Source organism: Pseudomonas sp. P2S-1 (genome assembly GCF_057197725.1).
Genome location: NZ_CM170068.1, coordinates 4,866,421 through 4,885,753 on the forward strand (window position 1 = coordinate 4,866,421; position 19,333 = coordinate 4,885,753).

General features: G+C 65.6%; 19 protein-coding genes. 7 read left to right on the plus strand and 12 right to left on the minus strand.

The features are described from left to right. Positions 1–11 precede the first annotated feature (11 nt). A complete protein-coding gene (locus tag AC2CQI_RS21820; protein ID WP_484577852.1) occupies positions 12–1,253 on the minus strand; it encodes an SfnB family sulfur acquisition oxidoreductase in 1,242 nt (413 codons plus the stop codon). A 379-nt stretch (positions 1,254–1,632) separates the two neighbouring features. On the opposite strand from AC2CQI_RS21820, the gene tauA reads away from it, so the two are divergent. From tauA to tauD, 4 genes are read left to right on the plus strand one after another with little or no spacing between them, the layout of a single operon-like run. Next, entirely contained in the window at positions 1,633–2,610 is a 978-nt protein-coding gene (tauA, locus tag AC2CQI_RS21825) for a taurine ABC transporter substrate-binding protein (protein ID WP_484577853.1), read from the plus strand. Between the two features lie 14 nt (positions 2,611–2,624). Continuing rightward, on the plus strand, positions 2,625–3,404 hold the full coding sequence (gene tauB / locus AC2CQI_RS21830) for a taurine ABC transporter ATP-binding subunit (RefSeq protein ID WP_484577854.1): 780 nt from the start codon (positions 2,625–2,627) through the stop codon (positions 3,402–3,404). After that, positions 3,401–4,231 carry a taurine ABC transporter permease TauC gene (gene tauC / locus AC2CQI_RS21835; protein ID WP_484577855.1) on the plus strand — a complete coding sequence of 277 codons (831 nt, stop codon included), beginning with the start codon at positions 3,401–3,403 and terminating at the stop codon, positions 4,229–4,231. Before tauB ends, tauC begins: the two co-directional genes overlap by 4 nt. A gap of 24 nt (positions 4,232–4,255) precedes the next feature. After that, entirely contained in the window at positions 4,256–5,089 is an 834-nt protein-coding gene (gene tauD, locus AC2CQI_RS21840) for a taurine dioxygenase (protein WP_484577856.1), read from the plus strand. Between the two features lie 116 nt (positions 5,090–5,205). On the opposite strand, the gene AC2CQI_RS21845 is transcribed toward tauD, so the two are convergent. The 3 genes from AC2CQI_RS21845 to AC2CQI_RS21855 form a co-directional block, all read right to left on the minus strand. After that, positions 5,206–7,542 carry an FdhF/YdeP family oxidoreductase gene (locus AC2CQI_RS21845; RefSeq protein WP_075804967.1) on the minus strand — a complete coding sequence of 779 codons (2,337 nt, stop codon included), beginning with the start codon at positions 7,540–7,542 and terminating at the stop codon, positions 5,206–5,208. Next, positions 7,539–8,375 (minus strand): formate dehydrogenase accessory sulfurtransferase FdhD, encoded by an 837-nt coding sequence (fdhD, locus tag AC2CQI_RS21850; protein WP_484577857.1) that lies wholly within the window; start codon positions 8,373–8,375, stop codon positions 7,539–7,541. Before fdhD ends, AC2CQI_RS21845 begins: the two co-directional genes overlap by 4 nt. Positions 8,376–8,474: 99 nt before the next feature. After that, complete coding sequence (locus tag AC2CQI_RS21855) at positions 8,475–9,362, minus strand: LysR family transcriptional regulator (protein WP_484577858.1); 888 nt, start codon at positions 9,360–9,362, stop codon at positions 8,475–8,477. 82 nt (positions 9,363–9,444) lie between these two features. On the opposite strand from AC2CQI_RS21855, the gene lysM reads away from it, so the two are divergent. Further along, positions 9,445–9,885, plus strand: a complete 441-nt coding sequence (gene lysM, locus AC2CQI_RS21860) for a peptidoglycan-binding protein LysM (RefSeq protein WP_484577859.1) — start codon at positions 9,445–9,447, stop codon at positions 9,883–9,885. A 131-nt stretch (positions 9,886–10,016) separates the two neighbouring features. On the opposite strand, the gene yrfG is transcribed toward lysM, so the two are convergent. Further along, positions 10,017–10,679 carry a GMP/IMP nucleotidase gene (gene yrfG, locus AC2CQI_RS21865; RefSeq protein ID WP_075804963.1) on the minus strand — a complete coding sequence of 221 codons (663 nt, stop codon included), beginning with the start codon at positions 10,677–10,679 and terminating at the stop codon, positions 10,017–10,019. Between the two features lie 73 nt (positions 10,680–10,752). Between yrfG and nudE the strand changes: the two genes are divergently transcribed. Both nudE and cysQ read left to right on the plus strand, forming a co-directional pair. Continuing rightward, the gene (gene nudE / locus AC2CQI_RS21870) at positions 10,753–11,319 is read left to right on the plus strand and encodes an ADP compounds hydrolase NudE (protein WP_075804962.1); all 567 of its coding nucleotides are present in this window, start codon (positions 10,753–10,755) and stop codon (positions 11,317–11,319) included. Continuing rightward, positions 11,316–12,143 (plus strand): 3'(2'),5'-bisphosphate nucleotidase CysQ, encoded by an 828-nt coding sequence (gene cysQ, locus AC2CQI_RS21875; protein WP_484577860.1) that lies wholly within the window; start codon positions 11,316–11,318, stop codon positions 12,141–12,143. The genes nudE and cysQ overlap by 4 nt, the downstream gene beginning before the upstream one ends. Here cysQ and AC2CQI_RS21880 read toward each other — a convergent pair. From AC2CQI_RS21880 to rfbB, 7 genes are read right to left on the minus strand one after another with little or no spacing between them, the layout of a single operon-like run. Next, complete coding sequence (locus tag AC2CQI_RS21880; protein WP_484577861.1) at positions 12,132–12,578, minus strand: YiiD C-terminal domain-containing protein; 447 nt, start codon at positions 12,576–12,578, stop codon at positions 12,132–12,134. The genes cysQ and AC2CQI_RS21880 overlap by 12 nt on opposite strands. Beyond that, the gene (locus AC2CQI_RS21885; RefSeq protein ID WP_484577862.1) at positions 12,578–13,981 is read right to left on the minus strand and encodes a sigma-54-dependent transcriptional regulator; all 1,404 of its coding nucleotides are present in this window, start codon (positions 13,979–13,981) and stop codon (positions 12,578–12,580) included. Before AC2CQI_RS21885 ends, AC2CQI_RS21880 begins: the two co-directional genes overlap by 1 nt. Further along, positions 13,978–15,792 (minus strand): sensor histidine kinase, encoded by a 1,815-nt coding sequence (locus tag AC2CQI_RS21890; protein WP_075804958.1) that lies wholly within the window; start codon positions 15,790–15,792, stop codon positions 13,978–13,980. The genes AC2CQI_RS21885 and AC2CQI_RS21890 overlap by 4 nt, the downstream gene beginning before the upstream one ends. Positions 15,793–15,830: 38 nt before the next feature. Then, positions 15,831–16,691 carry a dTDP-4-dehydrorhamnose reductase gene (gene rfbD / locus AC2CQI_RS21895; protein WP_484577863.1) on the minus strand — a complete coding sequence of 287 codons (861 nt, stop codon included), beginning with the start codon at positions 16,689–16,691 and terminating at the stop codon, positions 15,831–15,833. Further along, positions 16,688–17,233, minus strand: coding sequence for a dTDP-4-dehydrorhamnose 3,5-epimerase (rfbC, locus tag AC2CQI_RS21900; protein WP_484577864.1), 546 nt, complete (start codon positions 17,231–17,233; stop codon positions 16,688–16,690). The genes rfbD and rfbC overlap by 4 nt, the downstream gene beginning before the upstream one ends. Continuing rightward, entirely contained in the window at positions 17,230–18,105 is an 876-nt protein-coding gene (gene rfbA / locus AC2CQI_RS21905; protein WP_075804955.1) for a glucose-1-phosphate thymidylyltransferase RfbA, read from the minus strand. The genes rfbC and rfbA overlap by 4 nt, the downstream gene beginning before the upstream one ends. Next, a complete protein-coding gene (gene rfbB / locus AC2CQI_RS21910) occupies positions 18,102–19,184 on the minus strand; it encodes a dTDP-glucose 4,6-dehydratase (protein ID WP_075804954.1) in 1,083 nt (360 codons plus the stop codon). Before rfbB ends, rfbA begins: the two co-directional genes overlap by 4 nt. Positions 19,185–19,333: the final 149 nt, after the last annotated feature.

Genomic DNA, 19,333 nt, shown 5'->3' on the forward strand with positions numbered 1-19,333 from the left:
CAGTGGTCTGGTCAAATCCAGGAGTGCCGGGCGGGCAGGCTGCCGTTGAGGTGGAAGGCGCCGACGGCGTGGTATTTCCAGCGCACCGGGTCGTGCAGGGTGTGCACCCGGGCGTTGCGCCAGTGACGGTCGAGGTTGAATTCGGCAAGGGTCGCGCGGCTGCCGGACAGCTCCAGCAGCTTCTCGCTGGCGAGCAGGGAGATCTCGGTGCTGAGTACCTTGGCCTCGGCCACGGCGATGGAGGCGCGGGCGGCGGATTCGATGGTCACCGGGGCCGCGTTCACCTCGTCCAGCACCCTGGCGGCCTTGGCCAGCAGGGCGTTGGCGGCGTGCAGTTCGAGCTTGAGGCGGCCGATATCGGCGATTACGTAGGGATCGTCGCTGGCGCGCTCGACGCCGGCATCGATCCACGGCCGGGCGCGTTCGCGGACGAAGGCGATGGTGTCGTCGATGGCGGCTTCGGCGATGCCGGCATCGATGGCGGTCTGGATCAGCTGGGACACAGCGCCCTGGATGTTCGGCACGTCGCCGATGCGCCAGTTCTCGATCACCAGTTCGGCGTCCACCGGCACTTCGTTGAGCAGCACGGTGCCGCTGGCGGTGGTGCGCTGGCCGAACCCGGACCAGTCGTCGACGATGCGCAGCCCCGGGCTGCCGCGGCGGACGAAGGCCATCACCTGGCGGCCCTCGTCGTTGAGTGCCTTGACCGCCACCCAGTGGGCGAACAGGGCGCCGGTGGAATAGAACTTCTGGCCGCTGATCACGTAGCCGTCGCCCTGGCGGGTGATGCGCGCCTTCAGTTCCAAGGTGTTCTTCGTACCGCGCTCGGGCCCGGCATTGCCGATGCGCCAGCCGTCCAGTACGGACTGGAACAGCACTTCCTTTTGCTGCTCGGTGGCGGCGCCACGGATCAGCTGGAGGATGCCGACCTGGTTCTGCGGAATCTGCCCGAGCGCCGGATCGGCGGCGCTGATGACGCGGAACACTTCGGCCAGGGCGCTGAAGGACAGCCCCGGTCCGCCGTATTCACGGGGAATGCTGATGCTGCCCAGGCCGCTGCGGGTGAACTGCTCGACCTCGGCCCACGGCAGTTTGCGTTGCTGGTCGCGCTTGCCGGCCTGGGGGCGGGCGACGGCGGCCAGTTCATGGGCGGCCTGAATGGCCTCGGCGTCGCTGCGCAGGACGTTGGCGGGCAGTAGCAGCGGCGCGGTGTCCAGATCGCTGTGGACGGTGGTGGTGGCGAGATTGGACATGACCTGACCTCATCTTCTGGGAAATCGACAGAAAAGCACTGGGGTCCGGTGGTCCGGTGTATATACCGTAATCGTGTATAAAAATTATTTGAACTAACGATTGGGAATATGGATAGACAGAGGGTTGTTGCTGTAGCAACACAGATTCAACAGTCCCAGGGGACCGCTTTGCGGTCCTTCGCGGGCAAGCCACGCTCCTACAAGAACACCGCGTACCCCTGTAGGAGCGTGGCTTGCCCGCGAAGGGCCGCACAGCGGCCCCAGAGGCCATCAATCTTTGTCTCCTAAGCTAATTCGAAAAAGTTATTTATTTCTGTTTTCTTAGATCAATTAGTCTTTGTTGCATCCACTACCCATTACTGCCCGCCAGGAGTGCAACATGACCTTCTTCGCCCCACTGCGCCTGTTTTCCGCCCTGGCGTTGGCCGGTGCCGCCGTTTTCGCCCAGGCTGCCGACCTGACCGTCGCCTACCAGACCACCGTCGACCCGGCCAAGGTGGCCCAGGTCGACGGTCGTTATGAACAGGCCAGCAAGGCCAGCATCAACTGGCGCAAATTCGACAACGGCGCCGATGTGATCACCGCCGTCGCCTCCGGAGACGTGCAGATCGGCTACCTCGGCTCCAGCCCGCTGGCCGCCGCCGCGACCCGCAAGCTGCCGGTGGAAACCTTCCTCATCGCCACCCAGATCGGCGCTGCCGAAGCCCTGGTCGCCCGCGAGGGTGCCGGGATCAATTCGCCCCAGGACCTGATCGGCAAGAAAGTCGCCGTGCCCTTCGTTTCCACCGGCCACTACAGCCTGCTGGCGGCGCTGAAGCAGTGGAACATCGACCCGTCCAAGGTGCAGATCCTCAACCTCGCGCCACCGGCGATCATCGCCGCCTGGAAACGCGGTGATATCGATGCCACCTACGTCTGGGACCCGGCGCTGGGTGTCGCCAAGGAAAACGGCAAGGTGCTGATCACCTCCGGCGAACTGGCGCAGAAAGGCGCACCGACCTTCGACGCCTGGATCGTGCGCAAGGACTTCGCCGCCAAGCACCCGGACGTGGTCAAGGCCTTCGCCAAGGTGACCCTCGACGCCTACGCCGACTACCGCAAGGACCCGCAAGCCTGGCTGGCCGACAAGGCCAACGTCGACAAGCTGGCCAAGCTGTCCGGCGCCAAGACCAGCGATATCCCGGCCCTGCTGCAAGGCAACGTGTTCCCGCTGGCCGCCGACCAGGTCGCCGCCCTTGGCGCACCGACCACCCAGGCGATCACCGAGACCGCCAGGTTCCTCAAGGAGCAGGGCAAGGTCGAGGCGGTGCTGCCGGATTATTCGCCGTACGTCAGTTCTTCGTTCATCACTCACTGAGTCCCGGAGTCGTCATGGCCCTGTTACAGCTGGAGCGCATCAGCGCACAGTACCCCGGCGCCGCCGAACCGGTGCTCGCCGACATCTCCCTGAGCCTGGGCCCGCAGCAACTGCTGGTGGCCCTCGGCCCTTCCGGCAGCGGCAAGACCTCGCTGCTCAACCTGATCGCCGGCTTCGTCAGCCCGAGCGCCGGACGCATCACCCTTGACGGGGTGCCTGTGCAGGGCCCCAGCGCCGAACGTGGCGTGGTGTTCCAGGACGATGCCCTGCTGCCCTGGCAGGACGTGCTGGCCAACGTTGCTTTCGGCCTGGAGCTGGCGGGTGTGCCGCGTCCAGAGCGTGAAAATACGGCCCGGGAAATGCTGGCCCTGGTGGACCTCGCCGATTTCGCCGAACGGCGCATCTGGCAGCTCTCCGGCGGCCAGAAACAGCGCGTCGGCCTGGCCCGCGCGCTGGCAGCCGACCCTCGGGTGCTGCTGATGGACGAACCCTTTGGCGCCCTCGACGCCTTCACCCGCGAACAAATGCAGGAACTGCTGCTGCAGGTCTGGCAGCGCACGGCCAAGCCGGTGTTCCTGATCACCCATGACATCGAGGAAGCGGTGTTCCTCGCCACCGACCTGATCCTTCTCGCGCCCAATCCCGGGCGGGTGGTGGAGCGCCTGCAACTGGACTTCGGCCAGCGCTATGCGGCCGGCGAATCGGCGCGCTCGATCAAATCCGATCCGCGCTTCATCGAAACCCGCGAGCACGTGCTGGCGCGGGTCTTCTCGCAACGCAGGGAGTCCGCATGAGCAGCCTCGAACTGCCGGTAACGGCCAAACCGACCGCCGCCGCACCTCGTGTGCGCCGCACCCTGAGCACCCGCTGGATCAGCGGCCTGACCCTCGGCGGCCTGTTGGCGCTGTGGTGGCTGGTGACCGCGGCGGAATGGATCGAGCCGCTGTTCCTGCCCTCGCCGGAAGCGGTGCTGGGCAAGGCCTGGCTGCTGCTGACCCAGGGCTACATGGAATCCACCCTGTGGCAGCACCTCGGTGCCAGCCTCGGGCGTATCGGCCTGGCCCTGGGCGCGGCGATCCTCACCGCGATCCCGATCGGCATCGCCATCGGCCGCAACCGGATCGCCCGTGGCGTGCTCGATCCGCTGATCGAGTTCTACCGGCCGATTCCACCGCTGGCCTACCTGCCGCTGATCGTCATCTGGTGCGGTATCGGCGAGCTGTCCAAGGTGCTGCTGATCTACCTGGCGATCTTCGCCCCGATCGCCATTGCCACCGCCACCGGCGTGCGCACCGTCGATCCGGCCAAGCTGCGTGCCGCGCAGTCGCTGGGGGCGAGCAAGGCGCAATTGATTCGCCATGTGATCCTGCCCAGCGCCCTGCCGGACATCCTGACCGGCGTGCGCATCGGCCTTGGCGTGGGCTGGTCGACCCTGGTCGCCGCCGAGCTGATCGCGGCCACCAGCGGGCTGGGCTTCATGGTCCAGTCGGCGGCGCAGTTCCTGGTCACCGACGTGGTGGTGCTGGGGATCCTGGTCATCGCCCTGATCGCCTTCGCCCTGGAAATGGGCCTGCGCGCACTGCAACGCAAGCTGGTGCCGTGGCACGGCCAGAGCCACTGATAACGAATTTTTAGTGAGACAGACATGAGCCTGATCATTACCCCGCTGAGCCCGGCGCTCGGTGCCCAAATCAGTGGCGTGGACCTCAGCCGCGAGATCGACGCCACCACCCGCGATGCCATCGAGCACGCCCTGCTCGCGCACCAGGTGCTGTTCTTCCGCGAGCAGTCGATCACCCCACAGCAGCAGGCCAATTTCGCTGCGCAGTTCGGCGACCTGCATATCCATCCGATCTACCCGAACATCCCGGAAACCCCGCAGGTGCTGGTGCTGGATACCGCCGTCACCGACGTGCGCGACAACGCCATCTGGCACACCGACGTGACCTTCCTGCCGACCCCGGCGCTGGGTGCGGTGCTGGCGGCCAGGCAGGTGCCGGCGTTTGGCGGGGATACCTTGTGGGCCAGCGGGATCGCCGCCTACGAGGCGCTGTCGGAGCCGTTGAAGCGTTTGCTGGACGGGCTGACGGCGACCCACGACTTCACCAAGTCATTCCCCCTGGCGCGGTTTGGCAGCACGCCGGAGGACCTGGCACGCTGGGAAGCGACGCGCAAGGCCAATCCGCCGATCTCGCATCCGGTGATTCGGACGCATCCGGTGAGTGGGCGGAAGTCGTTGTTCGTCAGTGACGGGTTCACTACCCGGGTCAATGAATTGAGCGAGCAGGAGAGTGAAGCGATTTTGAAGCTGCTGTTCGCCCATGCCACGCGGCCGGAGTTCACCATTCGCTGGCGCTGGCAGGTGGGGGATGTGGCGTTCTGGGATAACCGCGTGACCCAGCATTACGCGGTGGATGATTACCGGCCGGAGAGGCGGGTGATGCATCGGGCGACGATCCTGGGGGATGTGCCCTTCTGACAGTTTTGTAGAGGATTTGATGGCCCTATCGCTGGCAAGCCAGCTCCCACAGGTTTTGCGGTGCACGCGATCCCTGTGGGAGCTGGCTTGCCAGCGATAGGGCCATCAGCAACAACCTAGATAATCCGGGCCTCAAAGCTGGCCGGCTTCAACTGGATCGCCACGAACTTCGACGTCGGGGTATGGCTGCCATCCCCCACGCTCTCCAGCGGCACCAGCGGGTTCACCTCCGGATAGTAAGCCGCCGCCTGCCCCGCCGGGATATCGAACGCCAGCAAGGTAAACCCGGTCACCCGGCGCTCCAGCCCATCACCCCACAGCGACACGATGTCGGCCTTGTCCCCCGGGTTGAAGCCCAGGCGAATGATGTCCGCCTCGTTGGCGAACAGCACGTTGCGCTGGCCGCGAACCCCGCGGTAACGGTCGTCCAGGCCATAGATGGTGGTGTTGTACTGATCGTGGGAACGCATCGACTGCATGATCAGGTCCGGCAGCTTGCCGGTCGCGCGCACGCCTTCATGCAGCAGGTCGTCCGGCAGGCGGTTGGCCTTGAAGTTGGCCTTGCCGCTGGCGGTTTTCCACACGCGCTGGGCAGCGTTGTTGCCCAGGTAGAAGCCACCCGGGTGCTTCAGTCGCTCGTTGAACTGGTCGAAGCCGCCAATGGTATCGGCGATCAGGTCGCGAATACGGTCGTAGTCGGCGATCAGCCAGTTCCAGTCCACCGGATGCTTGCCCACGGTCGCGGCCGCAATCCCGGCGATCACCGCCGGCTCCGAGCGCATTTCCTTCGACAGCGGTTTGAGCTGGCCATTGGAGGCGTGGACCATGCTGAACGAGTCTTCCACGGTCACGGCCTGCGGGCCTTCGCCCTGCTGGTCGATATCGGTGCGGCCCAGGCACGGCAGGATCAGCGCTTCCTTGCCGTGAATCAGGTGGCTGCGGTTGAGCTTGGTGCTGATATGCACGGTCAGGTCACAGTTGCGCAGGGCCTGGGCGGTGCGGTCGGTGTCCGGGGTGGCCTGGGCGAAGTTGCCGCCCAGCCCGATGAAGACCTTGGCCCGGCCTTCGAGCATGGCGTGGATCGCTTCGACCGTGTTGTGGCCGTTATGCCGCGGCACCGGGAAGCCGAAACGGCGCTCCAGGGAGTCGAGCAGCGCCACCGGCGGACGCTCGTTGATGCCCATGGTGCGGTCGCCCTGCACGTTGCTGTGGCCACGCACCGGGCACAGGCCTGCGCCCGGGACACCAACGTTGCCGCGCAGCAGCATGAGGTTGGCGATTTCCTGGATGGTCGGCACCGAGTGGCGGTGCTGGGTGATACCCATGGCCCAGCACATGATGACCTTCTTCGCCTTCACGTACATGCGCGTGGCCAGTTCGATCTCGCCCAGGGTCAGGCCCGATTGGGTTTCGATCTGCTCCCACGAGGTGGCGTCGACCACCGCCAGGTAGTCATCGACGGTAGCGGTGTGCTCGGCGATGAAGGCGTGGTCGAAGATCGGCTCCTCGCCCTTGGCCAGCGCCTCGCGTTCCCATTGCAGGAGGAACTTGGCCATGCCGCGCATCATCGCCATGTCGCCGCCGAGGGCCGGGCGGAAGAACGCGGTGTTGGTCGGCTTGTCGCCGTTGGTCAGCATCTCGATCGGGTGCTGCGGGTGCTGGAAGCGTTCCAGGCCGCGCTCCTTGAGCGGGTTGATACACACCACCTGGGCACCGCGCTCCACCGCCTCGCGCAGTGGTTCGAGCATGCGCGGGTGGTTGGTGCCGGGGTTCTGGCCCCAGACGAAGATGGCGTCGGCGTGCTCGAAGTCATCGAAGGTGACCGTGCCCTTGCCGACCCCGACGCTCTGCCCGAGGGCCACGCCGCTGGCCTCGTGGCACATGTTCGAGCAGTCCGGGAAGTTGTTGGTGCCGTAGGCGCGGACGAACAGTTGGTACAGGTACGCCGCTTCGTTACTGGCCCGGCCGGAAGTGTAGAACTCGGCCTGGTCCGGGCTTTCCAGCGCGTTCAGGTGGCGGGCGATCAGGGCGAAGGCGTCGTCCCAACTGACCGGCCGGTAGCGGTCGCCGACTGGGTCGTAGAGCATCGGGTCGGTCAGGCGGCCCTGGTACTCGAGCCAGTAGTCGCTCTGGGCGAGCAGCGAGGTGACGCTGTGGCGAGCGAAGAAGGTCGGGTCGACGCGGCGCTTGGTCGCTTCCCAGTTCACCGCCTTGGCGCCGTTCTCGCAGAACTTGACCATGCCGTGTTCCGGCGAGTCGCCCCAGGCACAGCCCGGGCAGTCGAAGCCGCCGTTCTGGTTGGTCTTGAGCAGGGCGCGGATGTTCTTCAGGGCGTTGTCGCTACCGACCCACGCCTGGACCACGCTGCGCAGCGCGCCCCAGCCACCGGCGGCGCCGTTGTAGGGTTTGTAGCGCGGAACGGGTTTCTGGTCGGCTTGATGATGCAGGCTCACGATCTGTTCTCCCGTGCAGGGCTGTAGACCCTTGGTGCACTGTGCTGCGGCAGGTGGATGAGGTTCAGGTTATGGCGCCGGGCCCATTGCAGGGCCAGGCCGGTAGGCGACGAGAAGCTGACCAGGGTCTGGATGCCGGCGCGCAGGACTTTCTGGATCAGTTCCAGGCTGCAACGGCTGGTGACCACGGCGAGGCCGCCACGGGTGTCGATGCGCTGGCGGACCAGGGCGCCGATCAGTTTGTCGAGGGCGTTGTGCCGGCCGATGTCTTCGCGACCGAACAGCAGTTCGCCGCTGGCGTCCATGAACGCCGCCGCGTGGACCGCGCCGCAGTGCTGGCCAAGGGGCTGGAAATCGGCGATGCGCTGGCGCAGGCCGACCAGCCATTCAGCGGGTGGCAGCGGGGCGCCGGGTAGCACCTTGAGGTCAGGCAGGGCCTGCTCCACGGCTTCCACGCCGCACAGCCCGCAGCCGCTGGTGCCGGCCAGTTGGCGCCGCTGGTTCTTGAGGTTCCAGAACGCCCGGCTGGCGATTTCCACCTGGGCATGCAGGGCCGAGCCGCTTCCGGCGAGCTTGATGTCGTAGATGTCGTCGGCGCTGTCGACGATGCCGCTACCGATGCTGAACCCCACCACGAAATCGTCGAGATCGGTGGGGCTGACCAACATCACCGCCTGGCTGATGCCGTTGAAGGCGATGGCCAGGGCCACTTCCTCGGCGAGGTCGGCACTGGCGGGAGACTGGTCTTCGAGCTGGCTGTAGTCGTAACGCACGCTGGCGGCAGGGGCTTCCAGGCTTGTGGAGGCCGCGCAAACCGGAGGCTTGCTGCTCATTTATTGGAATACCGGCAAGGCTAATTCGATTTATAAGCCTAGGCCTGTGCTCGGGTATCGTCTAATCGCTTCTGCCGATGTGCCGATAGAGCGCGTCGATCATGCCTCGTCGAGCAGTTTCCGGTACTCGGCGATACAGGCTTCGGCCAGGGCCGAGCGCGGCGCGGTGCGGCGCATGATCAGGCCCAGCGGGGCGAGGGTGGTGGCCTGGTCGATAGGCTGCAGGCGCAGGCCGCCGGTCACCGCTTCGAGGCCGCTGCCCAGCGGCATCACTGCGCAGCACAGGCCGCCGTGCACGGCCTGGACCAGCTGATGGACGGCATCGGTCTGCAACAGCAGGCGCGGGGTGATGCCGCGGCTGTGGAAGTTGTGGTCCACCGACTGGCGGAAATGCATGCCGGCGGTGAGCAGGCCCAGGGGCAGCTCGGCCAGGGCTTCCCAGTGCAGCGGGGCATCGTCGAAGTGGAAGTGTGCCGGGTCGTAGAGCAGGCCCATGGGCGATTCACCCAGCGGCAGGGCTTCGAAACGCTCCTGGTCGAGGCGTTCCAGGTAGGAAAGACCGAGGTCGAGGCGGTTGCTGGTGAGCTGTTCGAGGATCTGTTCGGAGCTGAGGGCGCTGAGTTCGAAGGCCAGTTCCGGATGCTGGCGGTGCAGGCGTTGCAGCAGCGGCAGCGGGTCGAAGCTGGACAGCGGCACCATGCCCAGGCGCAGGGTGCCGGCCAGATGTCCGCGACAGGCGGCGGCTTCGGCCTGCAAACCGTCGTAGGCGGCGAGCACCGAGCGCGCCCAGGCCAGCACCCGTTCACCTTGCGCGGTAAAGCCCTCGAAGCGCTGGCCGCGGTTGACCAGCTCCAGCCCCAGCTCGCGTTCCAGGTTGCGCAGGCGCATCGACAGGGTCGGCTGGGTCACGTGGCACAGCGCGGCGGCCTGGCCGAAGTGACGGGTTTCGTCCAGGGCGATGAGGAATTTCAGCTGTTTGATGTCCATCGTCGTCTCGGGGCTGGGGGGCGGGGCATTCTAACCTGACCTAGACTTTGGGCTCCGAGAATCCTTTATCAGGGAGAGCGTCATGAGTCTGTTCAGTTTCGTGAAGGAAGCGGGAGAAAAACTCATCGATCTGCTGACGCCCGGCAATGCCAATGCCGGTGAGCAGCTCAAGGAGCATGTGGCCAAGGTGGGGCTCGGCAACCCCAATGTGCAGGCCACGGTGAACGGTGACACGGTGACGGTCACGGGCGAGGTGAGCAGTCAGGAAGAGAAGGAGAAGATTCTTCTGGCCCTGGGCAATATCGCGGGTGTGGCGTCGGTGGATGACCAGATCACCGTGGCCGGGCCGGTGGCGCAGGCGGCGCGGTTCGTCACGGTGGAGAAGGGCGATACCCTGAGTGCCATTTCCAAGAAGGTGTATGGCGATGCCAACAAGTACAACAAGATCTTCGAGGCCAACAAGCCGATGCTGAGCCATCCGGACAAGATCTATCCGGGGCAGGTGCTGCGTATTCCGGATTAGACCCCGTTCTATCGGTTGGCTCAGACCCCTGTGGGAGCTGGCTTGCCAGCGATTGCTATGGGTCTGGCAACGGTGGTGTCTGGTCTGGCGTCATCGCTGGCAAGCCAGCTCCCACAGGGTCCGTGTTGGCCTTAGAGTCCTTCCAGTAAAGCCCGGTAGTCTTCCTGCGCCGCGAATTCCTCGGTATCGCGCGCAGGCTTGCGGCTGTCCGGCTGGCGCACGGCGAGCAGGTGGGCGACGCCGAAGGCGCGGGCGCTGCGCAAGATCGCCAGGGTGTCGTCGATGAACAGGCTGCGCGACGGATCGAACCCGGTATCCGTGCGCAAGGCACTCCAGAACTGCTGGTTTTCCTTGGGGAAACCATAGTCGTGCGAGCTGATCAGCCGCTCGAAATACGGCGCCAGGGCCACCCGCTCCAGCTTCAGCGACAGCGAATCACGGTGCGCGTTGGTGATCAGGATCACCCGCTTGCCCGCGTCCCGCAGTGCCGCGAGGAACGTATCCGCATCCGGTCGCAGGGCGATCAGGTCGGCACTCTGCTGCTTCAACTCACGAATCGGCAGCTTCAGCTCGCGGGTCCAGAAATCCAGGCAATACCAGTTCAACGATCCGGCATGCCGCTCGAACAGCGGCTGGATCTCCAGCTCGGCCATGGCCCGGCTGATGCCGTGGTGCTCGGCATAGCGCTGGGGCAGCAGCTCCATCCAGAAATGGTTGTCGTAGTGCAGGTCGAGGAGGGTGCCGTCCATGTCCAGCAGGACGGTATCGATATCGCGCCAGGCGAGAGGCAGCATGTTAAAGATTCTCGTTCGGTCGGGCCGTGGTGGGCGGTATAGTACCCCGTTACCGCCAAGGAGCCGCCCCCTCATGCGCCAGAAACCCACCGTCCTCTCCAGCGAGATCGTCGCCAGCAGCCGCCTGTTCCGTGTCGAAGCCGTGCAGTTGCGCTTTTCCAACGGCACCGAGCGCACCTACGAACGCCTGGTCGGCCGGGGTAATGGTTATGGCGCGGTGATGATCGTGGCGATGCTCGACAGCGAGCATGCGGTGCTGGTCGAGGAATACTGCGGTGGCACCGACGAGTACGAGGTGTCCCTGCCCAAGGGCCTGATCGAGCCCGGCGAGGACGTGCTGGCGGCGGCCAACCGCGAGCTGAAGGAAGAGGCCGGCTACGGTGCTCGACAACTGGAGCACATCACCGAGCTGTCGCTATCCCCCGGCTACATGAGCCAGAAGATCCAGGTGGTGCTCGCCACCGACCTCTACGAGGAAAGCCTGCCGGGCGACGAGCCGGAGCCGATGCGCGTCGACCGCGTCAGCCTGCGCGAGCTGTCGGCCCTGGCCCAGCATCCGCAGTTCTCCGAGGGCCGGGCGCTGGCGGCGCTGTACCTGGTACGCGACCTGCTGACCCAACGTGGAGTGTTCCCGGTATGAACCCTGTCGAGCTGATGCCCCAGGTAGTCGAACTGGCCCGCCGTGCAGGCGAGGCCATCCTGCCGTTCTGGCGCGCTGATGTGGCGGTGACTGCCAAGGCCGACGAGTCCCCGGTGACTGCCGCCGACCTGGCCGCGCACAAGGTCATCGCCGAGGGCCTGCTGGCGCTGGCGCCGGAGATCCCGGTGCTCTCGGAAGAGGACTGCGACATCCCGCTGGAGAAGCGCCAGGCCTGGCAGCGCTGGTGGCTGGTGGACCCGCTGGACGGGACCAAGGAGTTCATCGCTGGCACCGAAGAGTTCACCGTGAACATCGCCCTGATCGAACAGGGGCGGGTGGTGTTCGGCGTGGTGGCGATGCCGGTCAATGGCCGTTGCTACTACGGCGGTCAGGGCATCGGGGCCTGGCGTGCCGAGGCCGATGGTTCGGTCGAGGCGATCCAGGTGCGCCTGGCACCGCCGCCGGGCCAGGCGTTCACCGTGGTTGCCAGCCGCCGACATTCCAGTCCGGAGCAGGAGCGTCTGCTGGCTGGCCTCGGCGAAGCGCTGGGCGAGCTGGAACTGGCCAATATCGGCAGCTCGTTGAAGTTCTGCCTGCTGGCCGAAGGCGCCGCCGATTGCTATCCGCGTCTGGCGCCGACCTCGCAGTGGGACACCGCCGCCGCCCAGGGCGTGCTGGAAGGCGCGGGCGGCGAGGTGCTGGGCCTGGACGGCGAGGCGTTCGTTTATCCTGCCCTCGAATCCCTGCGCAACCCATTCTTCCTCGGCCTGCCGGCCGCCGCGCCATGGCGCGCCAAGCTGCTGGCCCTCGCCTCAGCGGTGTAGCACGTACTGCCCGTCGAACTCCACGGCGGGCTTTTCGCTTCCTTCGTTGAACACCCGGGTATGCAGGCTCAGGCGTGCCCGGCCGTGGCGTGCGTAGGTCTTGAGGAAACGCTCCCAGACCTTCTCCTCCGGCGCTTCGCACACCGCGACGGCTGCGCCGGTCACCGGCAACGGATAGCTGATCGCGCCTTCCTGGATGACGATATGCCCGTCATCGACCCCTGCCTCCTGCAAGCGCAGGTGTAGCCAGCCCCAGCCCGCCAGCACCGCGCCGCAATACAGGCTGCCACCGAACATGGTGCTCTTGTGGTTGACGTTGGGCTCCAGCGGCAAACGCAGGCGCAGGCGCTGCTGCTGCCAGTCGAGCACGCTCATGCCCATTTCCCGGGTCAGCGGGATGTCGTGGTGCAGGATGCTTTCCAGGTCGCTGCTCATCAGCGGCTTTCCTCCGGGTCTTCGCTGGCATGGCTGTCGGCGAAGCTCAGGCCGTGCTTGCGCAGCTTGTCGTGCAGGGTCTTGCGCGGGATGCCGAGGGCTTCGGCCAGGCTGCGCATGGAACTGTGCGAGCGGGCCAGCTCGGCGGCGATCAGCGAGCGCTCGAAATGCTCGACCTGTTCGCTGAGATTGCCATCGGCCGGTGGCAGGTCCTGGGGGGCGGCGCTGTTTTCGGCCTGGCCGTCGAGGGCCAGCTCCAGGCCGAGGGCGAAGCGTTCGGCGGCGTTCTGCAGCTCGCGTACGTTGCCTGGCCAGGTGTGGCGCAGGAGCATGGCGCGCTGCGCCGGTTGCAGCTCATGGGCGGGCAGGCCGTGGCGTTCGCTGGCGGCATCGGCGAAGTGCTGGAATAGTACGAGGATGTCGTCGCCTCGGTCGCGCAGCGGCGGGATACGCAGCGGCGCGACATTGAGGCGGTAATACAGGTCGGCACGGAAGCGGCCCTGGTCGGCGGACTGGCGCAGGTCTTCCTTGGTCGCGGCGATCACGCGGATATCCAGGGGGATCTGCTGGTTGCCGCCCAGACGCTCCAGCACCCGCTCCTGCAGCATGCGCAGCAGCTTGACCTGCACGTCCAGGCTCATGCTCTCGATCTCGTCGAGGAACAGGGTGCCGCCATTGGCGAACTCGAACTTGCCGATACGGCGCTTCTGCGCGCCGGTGAAGGCCCCGGGCTCGTGGCCGAACAGCTCGCTTTCCACCACCGATTCGGCCAGGGCGCCGGCATTGATCGCCACGAACGGCCCGTCGCGACGGCTGGACAGGTCGTGCAGGGCGCGGGCCACCACTTCCTTGCCGGCGCCGGTCTCGCCGAGTATCAGCACGTCGGCACGGGTCCCGGCGAGGGCGCCAATCTGTTCGCGCAGGCGCTGGATCGACGGCGAATGGCCGACCAGGCGCCCGCTCAGTTGCTGACGGTCGCTCAGGGCCAGGCGCAGGCTGCGGTTGTCCAGCACCAGGCGGCGCAGGGCCAGGGCGCGGCGCACGCTGTCGAGCAGGGCGTCGCTGGCGAAGGGTTTTTCCAGGAAGTCATAGGCCCCGGCGCGCATGGCCTGCACCGCCAGCGGCACATCGCCGTGGCCGGTGATCAGCAGCACCGGCAGGTCCGGGTCCTGGCCGTGCAGTTGCTCCAGCAGTTGCAGGCCGTCGATGCCGGGCATGCGGATATCGCTGACCACCACGCCTGGCCAGTCGGCCTCGATGCGTTGGGCCAGGCCCTGGGCGTCGCTCAAGGCGAGGACGCGCAGGCCGGCGAGGTCGAGGGTCTGGCTGAGGGCCTGGCGCAGGTGCGGGTCGTCATCGACCAGGATCACCTGGGTGCGGCTGTCGATCAGGGGCTCGGTCATGCCAGGGAGTCCTCGGAAGTCTGTAGGTTGGCGCCGGGCTTGGCCACGCGCAGTTGCAGGGTCAGCAGCGCGCCGCCCTCCGGGTGGTTGGCCAGCAACAACTCGCCGCCGAGGGCGCGCATCAGCGTGTCGCAGATCGCCAGGCCCAGGCCAAGGCCCTGGGTGCGAGTCTTGGTGGTGAAGAACGGCTCGCGGGCGTGGGCCATGGCCTGGCTGGTAAAGCCTGGACCGTTGTCGCGGATCGTCAGGTAGACGTAGTCATCGCGGCGTTCGGCACTTAGCCACAGCTTGCGCGGGTTGGCCTTTTCGGTGAGGGCGTCGAGGGCGTTGGCCAGCAGGTTGCCGAGCACCTGGCGCAGGCGGGTTTCCCCGGCCTGGACCCACAGCGTGGCTTCCGGCAGGTCGCGGATCAGTTCCACGGCCATGGCCCGACGCCGCTTGGCCAGCAGGGCCAGGGCGTCGTCCAGCGCCGGTTGCAGAGCCACGCTTTCCGGAGCGTGACGATCGCGGCGGGCGAAGGCGCGCAGGTGGGCGATGATCGAGGCCATGCGCCCGGTCAGTTCGTTGATCAGCTTGAGGTTGCCGCGGGCGTCGTCGATGCGCTGGTGGTCGAGAAGGATCTCGGCGTTTTCCGCGTAGCTGCGGATCGCTGCCAGGGGCTGGTTGAGTTCGTGGCTGATGCTCGCCGACATGGTCCCGAGCACCGACAGCTTGCCGGCCTGGACCAGTTCGTCCTGGGCGCGGGCGGCCTCCTGCTGGGCCTGTTCGCGCTCGAGTACCTCGCTTTTCAGGCGGCGGTTGAGGCCTTCGAGGTCGGCGGTGCGCTCGACTACACGCTTTTCCGAGTCGTGGCGGGCGCGGGCTTCGAAATCGATGCGGTCCATGTAGTGGCGGCGCCGCTGCATGACCAGGCCGACCAGCAGCATCACCACCAGCAGGGTGGCGCCGCCCACGGCCATCACCGTGCTGACCGAACGGTCCACCAGCACCTTTGGCGCGAGGATGTTCACTTCCCAGCCGGTTTCCGGAATCGAGCGGGTCTGGATCAGCCAGGCCTGGCGGTTGAGGTTGAGCGGTTGCGGCTCCTGGGTCGGGTAGGGCTGGATCGCGGTGATCGACTGGCGGTCTTCATCGCTCAGCGGCCGGGTGGCGCGGAAACGCCATTCCGGGCGCGAGGTCAGCACCACCACGCCGTTGCTGTCGGTCAGCAGCAGTTGTTCCGGACTTTTGCCCCAGAGGGTCTCGGTGTGGTCGAGGTCGACCTTGACCACCAGCACGCCGATCACCTGGCCGTTGTCCCACACCGGCGCACCAAAGAAGTAGCCGCGCTTGGCCGAGGTGGTGCCCTGGCCGAAGAAGCGCCCCAGGCGCCCGGCGGTGGCGTCGCTGAAGTACGGGCGGAAGGAGAAGTTGCGACCGATGAAACTGTCCTTCTTGTCCCAGTTGGAGGCGGCCAGGGTGTTGCCCTTGGCGTCCATCAGGTAGATGACTTCGGCACCGGTCTGGCTGCTGATCTCCTTCAGGCGGCGGTTGGCGTTGGTCTGGAATTCCAGGCGCAGCGGGTCCGCCAGCACGTCGCGCAGGGTCGGCAGGTCGCCGAGGATCTGTGGCAAGGCCTCGAAGCGGCGCAGGGTACCGAGCAGGTTGGCGACGTAGAGGTCGAGGGTCTGGCGGTTCTGGCTGGCCAGTTCGTCCTGGTAGTAGTGCTCGGCGAGGCGGTTCAGCGGCCAGAGCAGCGGCGCCAGGCACAGGGCCAGAAGGGCGAGGCTGCGCCAGCGGGGACGGCGGGGAAGGCTGGGGGTCATGGTCATCGCGGAAAATGCGCCAGAAAGGTCTGGCGCATTATGCGCTACTTCAGGCAGTCGATCAGCGCCTGGTGCCAGTCGGGCTGGCTGACCTGCCACTCGCGTTGCAGGCGGCTGCAATCGAGGCGCGAGTTCAACGGCCGGCGGGCCGGCGTCGGGTACTCGCTGGACGGTATCGGCACCAGGTTGGCGCAGGGCTTGCCCTGGGCCTTCAACTGCTCGCCGATGGCCTGGGCGAAACCGAACCACGAGGTTTCACCCTCGGCGGTCAGGTGGTACACGCCCCAGGCCCCGGCCTGGCCGGCCTGCCAGCGCTGGATCAATTGGCGGGTGCTGTTGGCGATAGTCCCGGCCCAGGTCGGCGCGCCGATCTGGTCGGCGACCACGCGCAGTTCCGGCTTTTCCTGCAGCAGGCGCTGCATGGTCAGCAGGAAGTTGCGGCCGTGGGTCGAGTAGACCCAGCTGGTGCGCAGGATCAGGTGCTGCCCGCCGACCGCGGCAATCGCCTGTTCGCCCGCCAGCTTGCTCTGGCCGTAAACGCCCAGCGGATTGGTCGCGTCGTCCTCGGTGTAGCGGCCTTGCTTGCTGCCGTCGAAGACGTAGTCGGTGGAGTAGTGGATCAGCGGGATGCCCAGGCGCGCGGCTTCTTCGGCGAAGACGCCTGGCGCCTGGGCATTGATCGCGAAGGCCAGCTCCGGCTCGCTCTCGGCCTGGTCCACCGCCGTATGCGCGGCGGCGTTGATGATCAGGTCGGGGGCGATGGCGCGGACCCGGTCGGCGATGCGTTCGGGGTGGGCGAGGTCGAGCTGGTCGCGGCCGAGGACGTGCAGTTCGCCCAGGTCACCCAGGGTCTGCTGCAGGGTCTGGGCCACCTGGCCGTTGCGGCCGCAGACGAGGATCTTCATGGGAACAGGTCCGCGTCTTTCAGCAGCTTGCCGTTCTGGTCCTTGGCCGAGAGCAGCGGCGTGTCCTCGAGTTGCCAGTCGATGGCCAGTGTCGGATCGTCCCAGCGTACGCAGCGCTCGGCTTCCGGATAGTAGTAATCGGTGGTCTTGTAGAGGAACTCGGCGTAGTCGGTCAGGACCACGAAACCGTGGCCAAACCCAGGCGGAATCCACAGCTGCCGGTTGTTCTCCGCCGACAGGCGGATACTGGTCCAGCGCCCGAAATTCGGAGAACTGCGGCGCAGGTCAACGGCGACGTCGAGTACTTCGCCGGCCGTGACCCGCACCACTTTACCTTGAGCATGTTCGATCTGGTAATGCAGACCACGCAGCACGCCTTTCTGCGAGCGCGAGTGATTGTCCTGGACGAAATGAGCGTTGACGCCGGTTTGTGCCGCGAACTCACGCTCGTTGAAGCTTTCGTAGAAAAAACCTCGCGCATCGCCGAACACCTTCGGTTCGATGATCAGGACGTCGGGTAGCGTACTGGTGGTGACCTTCATCGTGTCTTGCTCATCAATCCAAGCAGATATTGACCATAGCCGGTTTTGCTCAGAGCTTCTGCCCGTACGGTCAGTTGTTCGGAGTTGATCCAGCCGTGCTGATAGGCGATTTCTTCCAGACAGGCGACTTTCAGGCCCTGGCGATGCTCGATGGTTTGCACATACTGCGATGCTTCCAGCAGGCTGTCGTGAGTGCCGGTGTCGAGCCAGGCAAAACCACGGCCCAGGCGTTCGACCCGCAGGTCGCCGCGCTTGAGGTAGGCATTGTTGACGTCAGTGATCTCCAGTTCGCCCCGTGGCGATGGCTTGACCGCCTTGGCGATGTTGACCACGTCGTTGTCATAGAAATACAGACCAGTGACCGCGTAGCTCGACTTGGGCTGCTTGGGTTTTTCTTCGATCGACATGGCACGGCCTTCGGCGTCGTATTCCACCACGCCGAAACGCTCCGGATCCTTGACCCAATAACCGAAGACGGTGGCACCCTTGGCATGGCTGGCGGCCTTGACCAGTTGTGGAGTGAAGCCCTGGCCGTGGAAGATGTTGTCACCCAGTACCAGGCAGACCGAATCGTTGCCGATGAACTCTTCACCGATCAGGAACGCTTGGGCCAGACCGTCCGGAGACGGTTGTTCGGCGTAGCTGATCTCGACACCGAACTGGCTGCCGTCGCCCAGCAACTGGCGGTATTGCGGAAGATCCTGTGGTGTGGAAATCAGCAGGATCTCGCGAATGCCGGCGAGCATCAGGACCGAGATCGGATAGTAGATCATCGGCTTGTCGTAGATCGGCAGCAGTTGCTTGGAAACGCCGAGGGTGATGGGGTGCAGACGGGTGCCGGAGCCACCCGCCAGGACGATACCTTTGGTCATGCAATCAGGTCCTTGAAGTCGGAGGTGCCCAGGCGTTGCCCTTGGTAGCTACCGTCCTGCACGTGGCGGCACCATTCCAGGTTGTCCAGATACCACTGGACGGTCTTGCGCAGGCCGGTCTCGAAGGTTTCTTCGGGAACCCAGCCCAGCTCACGTTCGATCTTGCTGGCGTCGATGGCGTAGCGCTGGTCGTGGCCAGGGCGATCCTTGACGTAGGTGATCAGGTCGGCGTAGTTGGCCACGCCTTCCGGACGCTGTGGCGCCAGCTCTTCGAGCAGCGCGCAGATGCCGCGCACTACGTCGATATTCTTCTGTTCGTTATGGCCGCCGATGTTGTAGGTCTCGCCGACCACACCCTCGGTCACGACCTTGAACAAGGCGCGCGCGTGGTCTTCGACGAACAACCAGTCACGCACTTGCAGGCCGTTGCCGTAGACCGGCAGCGCTTTGCCCGCCAAGGCGTTGAGGATCACCAGTGGAATGAGTTTTTCCGGGAAGTGGAACGGCCCGTAGTTGTTCGAGCAGTTGGTCAGCAGCACCGGCAAGCCGTAGGTACGGTTCCAGGCGCGGACCAGATGGTCGGATGCGGCCTTGCTCGCCGAGTACGGGGAGCTGGGGGCGTACGGGGTGGTTTCGGTGAACAGGTCGTCGACGCCATGCAGGTCGCCGTACACTTCGTCAGTGGAAATATGGTGGAAGCGGAAGGCTTCACGCTCGCCGGCCGGGAGCTTGGACCAATAGCCGCGAGCGGCTTCCAGCAGGCTGTAGGTGCCGACGATATTGGTCTGGATGAAGTCCGAAGGACCATCGATGGAACGGTCGACATGGGACTCTGCTGCCAGGTGCATGATCGCGTGAGGCTTGAAGCGCTCGAGCACGGCACTGACGGTTGCCTGGTCGACGATATCGGCCTGGACGAACTCGTAGCGGGTATTGGTCACGATGCTCTGCAGCGATTCCAGGTTGCCGGCGTAGGTCAGCTTGTCAAGGTTGAGCACTTCGTGCTCGGTGTTGTCGATTAGATGGCGAACCAGCGCCGAACCGATGAACCCGGCTCCGCCGGTGATAAGAATTCGCATGTTTGGCTGCCTTTCTTCCATAACTGACATTGAGCAAAAAGCGCATAGCTTGTGGGCACCGGCGGGTGCGTGCAAGCAGATTGCGCCGGATAACCGTTTCGTGCCGTTTTACGCAACGAAATCACGGTCAATTGTGCGTAATTTTAACC